This is a genomic window from Rhizobium sp. NFACC06-2 (genome assembly GCF_900101425.1).
Taxonomy (GTDB): domain Bacteria; phylum Pseudomonadota; class Alphaproteobacteria; order Rhizobiales; family Rhizobiaceae; genus Agrobacterium; species Agrobacterium leguminum.
The window spans coordinates 261,555-268,296 of the sequence record NZ_FMVA01000007.1 but is presented as its reverse complement, the minus strand read 5'-3'; the positions used below and the strand labels follow the sequence as shown (position 1 = coordinate 268,296).

Annotated in this window: 6 protein-coding genes; 3 read left to right on the top strand and 3 right to left on the bottom strand. The window is 60.7% G+C overall.

The genetic code is table 11. The annotated features are described in order from the left end of the window. Positions 1 to 408 precede the first annotated feature (408 nt). A complete protein-coding gene (locus F3H58_RS14665; RefSeq protein ID WP_149742697.1) occupies positions 409 to 828 on the bottom strand; it encodes a hypothetical protein in 420 nt (139 codons plus the stop codon). 105 nt (positions 829 to 933) lie between these two features. Here F3H58_RS14665 and F3H58_RS14660 point away from each other — a divergent pair, with 105 nt between their 5' ends. Next, positions 934 to 1,389 (top strand): GNAT family N-acetyltransferase, encoded by a 456-nt coding sequence (locus tag F3H58_RS14660; RefSeq protein ID WP_020808948.1) that lies wholly within the window; start codon positions 934 to 936, stop codon positions 1,387 to 1,389. Positions 1,390 to 1,572: 183 nt separating this feature from the next. Here the strand turns inward: F3H58_RS14660 and F3H58_RS14655 are convergent, their stop codons facing one another. After that, complete coding sequence (locus F3H58_RS14655; RefSeq protein ID WP_149742696.1) at positions 1,573 to 2,811, bottom strand: AI-2E family transporter; 1,239 nt, start codon at positions 2,809 to 2,811, stop codon at positions 1,573 to 1,575. Positions 2,812 to 3,040: 229 nt separating this feature from the next. On the opposite strand from F3H58_RS14655, the gene F3H58_RS14650 reads away from it, so the two are divergent. Further along, a complete protein-coding gene (locus F3H58_RS14650; RefSeq protein ID WP_065656016.1) occupies positions 3,041 to 4,774 on the top strand; it encodes an ABC transporter ATP-binding protein in 1,734 nt (577 codons plus the stop codon). 38 nt (positions 4,775 to 4,812) lie between these two features. Here F3H58_RS14650 and F3H58_RS14645 read toward each other — a convergent pair whose 3' ends face one another. Next, positions 4,813 to 5,040, bottom strand: a complete 228-nt coding sequence (locus F3H58_RS14645) for a hypothetical protein (protein WP_149742695.1) — start codon at positions 5,038 to 5,040, stop codon at positions 4,813 to 4,815. Between the two features lie 373 nt (positions 5,041 to 5,413). On the opposite strand from F3H58_RS14645, the gene F3H58_RS14640 reads away from it, so the two are divergent. Further along, the gene (locus F3H58_RS14640; protein ID WP_188128925.1) at positions 5,414 to 6,739 is read left to right on the top strand and encodes an Nramp family divalent metal transporter; all 1,326 of its coding nucleotides are present in this window, start codon (positions 5,414 to 5,416) and stop codon (positions 6,737 to 6,739) included. The last annotated feature ends 3 nt before the right edge of the window (positions 6,740 to 6,742 follow it).

Genomic DNA, 6,742 nt, shown 5'->3' with positions numbered 1-6,742 from the left:
ATCAAGGGTGGCAAGCCATTCATCGATGGCGGTGCCGGTATTGGCGATGCGGACGGCTTTTTGTGTCGCGGCATCGAAAAGATCCAGATGTGCCTTTGAGACGTCGCATCCGATGTAAACAGGGTGTACCATGGCAAGCCTCATCCTGTGCTACGAGGTCCGCGCTCACGGCCTCCATCAACTGTTCAGGTTGGGATCATCAAGAGCGGGCGGAGGTCCAAAAGCCAGCAGGCGGTCTCTAACGACCAGGATTCCGACGGCCTTCCGCCCGCACTCTACATAGCACAAATCCAATACACAGGATTCCTGTGACAAGCGCAGGAACGAGGGAAGTGGGGGCTTTGCTGTCAGAGGAAATCTCTACCTCGCATCGGCGAAGAAAGCCGCCGCCGCTTTTTCCCAATCGCCTCACTTATCGAACCGTTTGGCGATCCACGAATAGCTGTTTTCAACCATCCTAACCGGCGTTCCCAGAAGATGCTTTATGCCTTCGGTGGAAGGCAGGATACGGCTGACGCGGCTGATTGCCTGTTTGGTGAGGCTTTCCTCTTCCTTCGGCGTAACCACTGCCGTTGCCTGCGGTGCAGTGGCCGGTGCCGTGGCGGGAGGTTGCGTGCCGGCCGTCTGCGGGGCCTGTTCGCCCGGTGTCTGGCACACGGCTACCACTACTGGGTAAGGTGCGTTGGCGTATCGCTCCAGCTCCTTTTCCGACACGGCGTCGCACAGTTCGATGCTCGTCCAGCGCTGCTGGGAGGTGGCGAGGTAATGGCAATCGGTGGCGCTGTCGTCGCAGCCAAGGAAGGTCATGAGAACGAGGGCTGTTTTCATGGTGTGTGTTGCCTCTGTCGGGAATTATGCTCTAGAAACTCATCTATCCCGATTGCAGTGACATTACGACGAAATACGCATTTTATAGAGAAGGCAGGCATCCCATTGGCCACCGAAATCAAGCTTGAAACACCCCGGCAGGATGCGGTTCTGCGCCTCATCGACCTTTCCAACGCCTATATGGCCTCGCTTTATCCCGCCGAGAGCAATCATCTGGTCGATATCGGCGCGCTCGAGCAGGACAATGTCTCGTTTTTCGTGGCCCGGCATGACGGCCGCGTGGTCGGCTGCGGCGCGCTGGTGGAGGCGGGGGACGGCACGGCGGAGGTGAAGCGCATGTTCGTCGATCCCGAGGCGCGGGGATTGCGGATCGGCAAGCTGATCATGGATACGCTTGTCGCGCGCGGCGCCGAGCTTGGCCTTTCCGCCATCCGTCTCGAAACCGGCATCAGCCAGCCGGAGGCGATCGGTCTTTATCGCAAGGCGGGGTTTGTGGAGATCGAGGCCTTTGCGCCTTATAAGCCGGATCCGCTCAGCCTGTTCATGGAGAAGGTGCTTTAGGCCTACGGCGCGAGATTGCCGTATCCTGCACGTCATCCCTTGGCCCTGTGCCGAGGATCCAATCACGTATCGTGGAATCAATCGGTGGCAGATGCTCGGGACAGGTCCGAGCATGACGGATGCGGCGTTTAAGGACTATCTATAGGCACCAGCGTCGAGGCGTCTGCCCGCAGGCTTCACAAATCAAAACGCCGCTTTCCGAAACGCCGTCGTTTCTTCGCTATTGTCTTCGAGCGCGGCAACCTCATCAACGGCGTTTTCCTGCGTGGGCGGTGGGGGCGGAGCCTCGGCGCCGGCGGCGGCGGAGATCTCCACCTCACGCACCCATTCGCGCCAGATTGCGACCAGGAGCGCCATCAGCACCGGGCCGATGAAGAGGCCGAGGAAGCCCATGGTCTTGACGCCGCCGACGAGGCCGAAAAAGGTGGGCAGGAAGGGCAGCTTGATCGGCCCGCCGACGAGTTTCGGACGGATGGTCTTGTCGACGATGAAGAGTTCTACCGAACCCCAGACGAACAGCGCCAGCCCGTGGGCGGGCGAGCCGCTGGCGACCAGATAGATCGATACCAGCGTAAAGGAGAGCGGCGCACCGCCTGGAATGAGCGCCATGACGCCGGTGAGCACACCGAGCGTGACGGGCGAGGGTACGCCGGCGATCCAGTAGGCGATGCCGAGGATGATGCCTTCGCCGATGGCGATCAGCGTCATGCCCGTCACGGTGGAGCTGATGGTGGCGGGCACGACGCGGGAAATGCGTTCCCACCGCGTCGGCAGGATACGCTCACCCACCAGATCGACCTGCCGGGTGAAGCCCGCACCGTTGCGGTAGACGAAGAACAGCGCGATCAGCATGAAGAGCAGGGTCAGCACCAGGTGGAACGCACCGTTGCCGGCGGCGAGGATCGCCCGGTAGATATTGCCGATATTGGCGCCGCTGACGAGCTGGATGAGTTCGCCGATGGCGCCCGGCGTGCCGATATATTTCACCCATTGTTCGCCGAGCCAGGGGCCGACGGCGGGCAGCGCCGCGATCCAGTCCGGCACGGGCGCGCCGGTCTTGTTGACATGCACTGCCCACCCGAACCATTCGCGGATTTCGCTTGCCGTATAGGAGGCGGCGATGAAGATCGGCACGACGAGGAAGGCGAGGATGAGGATGATGGCGATGGTGGCGCCGAGCGTGGTGTTGCCGCCCACCTGCCGCAAGAGCCGCGTATAAACCGGCCAGCTGGCAAAACCGATGACGAGAGCGGCGAGAACGGGGACGAGAAAGCCGTGGAAGAAATAAATGCCGGCAAGGGCGACGAGAACGAGAAGCCAGCGCGCAGCCGAGATGGGCGGGATCAGGGCGATCCGCGTCGGGCTGGCGGGACCAAGCCATCTCGGTTCGCCACTGGGCTTACGGCTGTCAATGTTACTCACGGCAGGCTCTTTCTCGCATTCTCCCCGAAGGGTGCATTCACTCTGTCACACCGATACATATAAGTGCAATATAATCGGATCACATTACCGTTGTGTGTTTATTGCTGAACCTATTGAACGATTTTGGTAAAAATAGAACATCGGTCTTGGCGCGCGCATTGAAATATGAGAATTGAACTCCGTTTTTCTTGCGGCGTAAGGTTGCCGCGCCCGATCTCCAGGTCATGCCATGCTCCGCCGTTTCTTCGCTTATTATCGCCCCTATCGCGGTCTGTTCATTCTCGATTTTTCCTGCGCGGTGTTGTCGGGCGTGCTCGAACTCGGTTTTCCGATGGCGGTGAAGGCCTTTGTGGATGTGCTGCTGCCGGGCGGTGAATGGGCCATCATCCTTGCCGCCTCCGTGGGGCTGCTGCTTATCTATGTGCTGAATACCGGGCTGATGGCGACCGTCACCTATTGGGGACACATGCTCGGCATCAATATCGAGACCGACATGCGGCGTCTGGCCTTCGACCATCTGCAGAAGCTCTCCTTCCGTTATTTCGACAACCAGAAGACCGGCCATCTGGTCGGGCGGCTGACCAAGGATCTGGAAGAGATCGGCGAGGTGGCACACCACGGCCCCGAAGACCTGTTCATCGCCATCATGACCTTCATCGGCGCGTTCCTTTTGATGCTTTCGGTCAATGTGCCCCTGGCGCTCATCACCGCCGCCGTCGTGCCCGTTACCGCCTGGGTGACCAGCCGTTACGGCGGCCGCATGACGCAGAATTTCCGCGCGCTTTATGGTCGGGTGGGGGATTTCAACGCCCGTATCGAGGAAAATGTCGGCGGCATGCGGGTGGTGCAGGCCTTTGCCAATGAGGATCACGAACGGGCACTGTTCGAGAAGGACAATCAGAAATACCGCCGCACCAAGCTCGATGCCTACAAGATCATGGCGGCCAGCACCTCGCTCAGCTATATGAGCATGCGCTTGACGCAGATGATCGTGATGATCTGCGGCGCCTGGTTCGTGCTGACGGGCAGCCTGACCGAAGGCGGCTTTGTCGGCTTCCTGCTGCTGGTGGGCGTATTTTTCCGGCCGGTGGAAAAGATCAATTCCGTCATCGAGACCTATCCCAAGGGCATTGCCGGTTTCCGCCGCTTCACCGAGCTTCTGGACACCGCACCTGATATCGTCGATGCGCCGGATGCGGTGGAAGCGCCGCTGCTGCGCGGCAATATCGAATATCGCCATGTCGGTTTCGGTTATGCCGAGGGTAAGACGGTTCTTACCAATATCGACCTGAAGATCAGCGCCGGTGAGACGGTGGCATTTGTCGGCCCTTCGGGGGCGGGCAAGACGACGCTCTGCTCGCTTTTGCCGCGCTTTTACGATGTCACCAGCGGCGCGATCACCATTGACGGCATCGATATCCGCAAGATGAAGCTTGCTTCGCTACGCAACCAGATCGGCATCGTGCAGCAGGATGTCTTCCTGTTCGGCGGCACGATCCGCGAGAATATCGAATATGGCCGGCTTGGCGCTTCGGATGCGGACATCATGGATGCGGCGCGGCGCGCCCGTCTTGATGGCGTCATCGAGGCCATGCCGCTTGGGCTCGACACCGTCATCGGTGAGCGCGGCGTCAAGCTTTCCGGCGGCCAGAAACAGCGTCTCGCCATTGCCCGCATGTTCCTGAAGAACCCGCCGATCCTCATTCTCGATGAGGCGACCTCCGCGCTCGACACGGAAACCGAACGCGCCATCCAGCAATCGCTGACGGAGCTTGCCAAAGGCCGTACCACACTCGTCATCGCCCACCGGCTGGCGACGATCCGCGACGCCTCGCGCATCGTGGTGGTGGACCAGACCGGCATTGCTGAAACCGGCGCCCATGCCGAGTTGCTGGCCGCCAAGGGCCATTACAGCCGGCTCCACGAGGCGCAGTTCAGCGGGCACCTTGCGGGCCTTAGCTGATAAGCCTTAGCTGATAAGCGGCGCGTTGGCGTCGCAATCTATCCGCCGTTTTCCGCTGCCTGTTCCTCCACGATGCCGGGGTTGGGCTCCGGCTTGCCGGGATGGCTGGTGACAAGATAACCCATGGCGACCGCGGCGGCGACGATGAACAGCAGCACGATGCCGCTGATCGTCATCAGCCAGTCGCGCTGTTTTCTGTGCGCCATGATATATTTCGGCCATCGACTCGGATGGTTCACCAGGCTGAATTTGTGGCCCTGTCGCATGAACTTTCCCGCAATAGGTTGCTTTCTGAAAGATCAACGCAGGCGGGTGTGCGGCCGTTCCGAAATCGACGGGGTAGGGCGATGACAAGGCCGTGAGGCCCTCGAGATGACAGCGTCTCCGCATTCGCCGCCGCCCTTTTTCCCCGACCTCCATCATCCCGGCCTTAGACGGAATCCAGCCGGCCCACGGCGGGAAGGAGAGGAGGGCCAGCCATAAGCGCGTGATGGTGTGTCGGTTCGCCCCTAAGGCGGACACGCGGCTGCGGCATCGCGCGCCGATATCCGGCCGTAAAACTCCCCTTGCCAGTCGCTGCCGCTTATGCGAATGATTTGCAATTGCATCAAATCACTCTCCCATTTGAAAGCGCAGAATATGGACAAGCCAGTCTTTGGATGGCGACGGAACGGCGACGATCTCTCGTTGTCCGACGTTCACAGCTCGATCCGCGTCAAACCGAATGCCGGCACGTTTCGCCGGGCGATGGCCTTTTTCGGCCCCGGCTATCTCGTTGCGGTCGGGTACATGGATCCCGGAAACTGGGCGACGTCGCTCGCCGGCGGCTCCAGATTCGGCTACACGCTGCTCACCGTCGCGCTGGTTTCCAACATCATGGCGATCGTGCTGCAATCGCTCTGCGCCCGTCTTGCGATCGCCTCCGGCCGCGATCTCGCCCAGGCCTGTCGCGATGCCTATCCGAAACCGGTTGCGATGGTGCTGTGGCTGCTGGCCGAAATCGCCATCATCGCCACCGATATCGCCGAGGTGATTGGCACGGCCATCGGCCTCAACCTCATTTTCGGCATTCCGCTCGAACTCGGCGTTCTCATCACCGCGCTCGATGTATTCCTGATCCTTTATCTGCAAAAGCTCGGCTTCCGCTGGGTGGAGGCGCTGGTCATCACTCTGCTTGGCGTCATCGCCGTGTGTTTCGCCATTCAGGTGGCGCTCGCCGACCCTGACTGGGGGCAGGTGATCCTCGGTTTCGCGCCGACGACCGAAATCGTCACCAATCCTGACATGCTCTATCTGGCGCTCGGCATTCTCGGCGCGACCGTCATGCCGCATAATCTCTATCTGCATTCGGGCATCGTGCAGACCCGCGAAATCGGCGAGACGATTGCCGAAAAACGCGAGGCGCTGAAATTCGCGACCCTCGATTCCACCGTCGCGCTGATGTTCGCGCTCCTCATCAACGCCTCGATCCTCATTCTGGCGGCGGCGACCTTTTACAAGGCGGGACAGACCAATGTCGCCGAACTCGGCGAGGCGCATAATCTGCTGGCGCCTCTGCTTGGCCTCGCCATTGCGCCGACGCTGTTCGGCGTGGCGCTTTTATGTTGCGGCATCAATTCCACCGTCACGGCAACGCTCGCCGGCCAGATCGTGATGGAAGGTTTCCTCAAGATGCAGCTCGCCCCCTGGCTGCGCCGCCTCATCACCCGCGCCATCGCCATCGTCCCCGCCGCCGGCGTGACGATATTTTATGGCGAGAGCGGCACGGGCGAACTGCTGATCCTGACGCAGGTGGTCTTAAGCCTGCAACTCTCCTTCGCCGTCTTCCCGCTGGTGATGTTCACCGCAGGCAAGGCCAAGATGGGCGAACTGCGCTCACCGCTCTGGCTCTCGGCCTTCGCGTGGCTGATCGCGGTGGTGATTGCGGCGCTGAATGTGAAGCTGCTGGTGGATTTTATCGGGTGAGGC

What these genes read in the sequence shown, in the direction of transcription:
- F3H58_RS14665 (WP_149742697.1), bottom strand. Translation starts at nt 828, where the DNA reads ATGAAAACAGCCCTCGTTCTCATGACCTTCCTTGGCTGCGACGACAGC.
- F3H58_RS14650 (WP_065656016.1), top strand. Translation starts at nt 3,041, where the DNA reads ATGCTCCGCCGTTTCTTCGCTTATTATCGCCCCTATCGCGGTCTGTTC.
- F3H58_RS14645 (WP_149742695.1), bottom strand. Translation starts at nt 5,040, where the DNA reads ATGCGACAGGGCCACAAATTCAGCCTGGTGAACCATCCGAGTCGATGG.
- F3H58_RS14640 (WP_188128925.1), top strand. Translation starts at nt 5,414, where the DNA reads ATGGACAAGCCAGTCTTTGGATGGCGACGGAACGGCGACGATCTCTCG.